This window comes from uncultured Aquincola sp. (assembly GCF_964001545.1).
Taxonomy (GTDB): Bacteria; Pseudomonadota; Gammaproteobacteria; order Burkholderiales; family Burkholderiaceae_C; genus Aquincola.
Map to the genome: position 1 here is coordinate 1 of NZ_CAXFDV010000551.1, position 2,403 is coordinate 2,403.

2 protein-coding genes are annotated in these 2,403 nt (G+C 71.7%); one reads left to right on the top strand and one right to left on the bottom strand.

The features are described from left to right. Positions 1–206 precede the first annotated feature (206 nt). The gene (locus tag ABNT58_RS18945; RefSeq protein ID WP_348754994.1) at positions 207–1,907 is read left to right on the top strand and encodes a Wzy polymerase domain-containing protein; all 1,701 of its coding nucleotides are present in this window, start codon (positions 207–209) and stop codon (positions 1,905–1,907) included. A gap of 10 nt (positions 1,908–1,917) precedes the next feature. Here ABNT58_RS18945 and moaC read toward each other — a convergent pair. After that, the coding region (moaC, locus tag ABNT58_RS18950) for a cyclic pyranopterin monophosphate synthase MoaC (RefSeq protein WP_348754995.1) at positions 1,918–2,403 on the bottom strand (486 nt) is incomplete at its 5' end.

Sequence of the window (2,403 nt, forward strand, 5' to 3'; positions counted from 1 at the left end):
AGACCAGAAGGGTCCGCTGATGCGGACCCTTTTTGCTTCTGCACCGTGAACCGCGGGCTGTCAGCGTTCGGCACCTGCCCCACCTGTGCGAAAGTCCCCGCTTTCCGCACAGCCCCACCCTCCATGGCGCGCTCGCTTTCGTTCTTCTTCGTCGTCACCCGGTGAACCCGCGCCCGCTCATGCCTGGCGCCGGATGGCTGGCCTTGTTGGCCTCCACCGTTCCCGCCCTCATCGCCTTCAACGAGCCGCCGTCCTCCACCTTCTACAACCAGGCCGCCGCGGCGGTGCTGTGGGGTTTGTTCGCGGCTTGGAGCACCGCTGGTGCTGCGGCGCAGCCGGGCCCGCGGTGGGGCGCGCCCCGCGCCGTGTGGGCGCTGGCCCTGCCCCTGCTGCTGCTGGCCGGCTCGTCGCTGGCTTCTTCGGTCTGGGGCCACCTGCCCATCACGCTGGGCCGGTTGTCGGCGCTGTCGCTGCTGGGCGCGCTGGTGATGGTGGGGGCGGGGTGGGCTGCGGTGGCGCGGGGGCAGGGTCGGGTGTTGCCGGCGGTGTTCGCGGCCTGGCTGCTGGTCGGGGTGCTGAGCACCGCCATCGGCGTGGTGCAGGTGTTTGCACCGGAGCTGGCCGATGGCAACGTGGTGGCGCGCACCGGGCTGCTGGGGCGCGCCGTGGGCAATCTGCGGCAGCCCAACCACCTGAGCAGCCTGCTGCTGTGGTCGGCCATCGCGGTGGTGCCGCTGCTGGAAGCACGGCGGCTGCCGCGTGTGGCCGCCGGTCTGCTGATGGGCTTCATGGTGTTCGGCATCACGCTGTCGGGCTCGCGCACCGGGCTGGTGGGCATGGCGGTGCTCACACTGTGGGGGCTGGTCGACAGCCGGCTGCAGCGGCCGGCGCGTGGCGTGCTGCTGGCGGTGCCGCTGATGTTCGCGGCCAGCTGGGCGGTGATGACCTACTGGGCCGGGCAGACGGCCAAGACCTTCGGTGCGGCGCTGCACATGGCCGCGGGCGGGGACATCTCCAGCAGCCGCTTCGGCATCTGGCGCGACACGCTGTCGCTGATCCGCATGCACCCATGGTCGGGCGTGGGCTGGGGCGAGTTCAATTTCGCCTGGTCGGTCACGCCCTTCCCGCAGCGGCCGGTGGCCTTCTTCGACCACACGCACAACCTGCCGCTGCAGCTGGCGGTGGAGCTGGGCCTGCCGCTGGCTGCGCTGGTGCTGGGCCTGCTGGCCTGGGCGTTGTGGCAGGGCTGGCAGCGCAGCCTGCAGGTGCCGGGGGCGGAGGGCGCGGGCGTGCGCGCCGCCTTCATGATGGTGCTGATGATGGCGCTGCACAGCCAGTTGGAGTACCCGCTGTGGTACCTGTACTTCCTGCTGCCCACGGCCTGGGCCTGGGGCGTGTGCCTGGGGGCGGGTGAGCCGGCGACGGCAACGCCGGCTGCCAGCGGGCGACCCGCCTTGCTACTGCCCGCCGCCGGCCTGCTGACGATGGTGGTGGGCCTAGCCGCGATGCAGGACTACCGCCGCGTGGTGGTGATCTACGCGCCGCCGGCCGATGCCAGCCCCTTGTCGCAGCGCATCCGGCAGGGGCAGGACGCCTGGCTGTTCGGCCACCAGGCCGACTACGCGGCCGCCACCACCACCGACCAGCCCGGCCTGCTGATGCCGGCGGTGCAGCGGGCCGCGCACAACCTGCTGGACACGCGGCTGATGATCGCCTGGGCCAAGGCCTATGCCGAGCAGGGCGACCTGGAACGCGCCCGCCACCTGGCCGACCGGCTGCGTGAGTTCCGCAACCCGAATTCGGACGACTTCTTCGCCGAATGCCAGAACACCCAGCGCGGGCCGTTGCCCTTCCAGTGCACACCGGCCAGCGTGCCGCTGGATTGGCGGGACTTTCGCGCGCCCTAGTCTCGCCGCTTCAAGCCGGTGGCGGCAGGTCGGGGGCGGTCCAGTCGCCGGACTTGCCGCCGTGCTTTTCCAGCACCCGCACCCCGTCGATCACCATGCCGCGGTCCACGGCCTTGAGCATGTCGTAGACGGTGAGCAGGCCCACCTGCACCGCGGTCAGCGCTTCCATCTCCACGCCGGTGCGGCCGTGGGTTTCCACCTGCGCGGTGCAGCGCACGGTGCTGGCTTGGGCATCGGCCTCGAAGTCCACCGCCACGCGGGTGATGGGCAGCGGGTGGCACAGCGGTACCAGGTCGGCGGTGCGCTTGGCACCCTGGATGGCGGCGATGCGGGCCACGCCGATCACGTCGCCCTTCTTCGCGGTGCCCTGGGCCAGCAATGCGAAGGTGGCCGGCTGCATGCGGATGAGGCCGGTGGCGCGGGCCACGCGGTGCGTTTCGCGCTTGGCGCCGACGTCCACCATGTGGGCCTGGCCCTCCGTGTCGAAGTGGGTCAG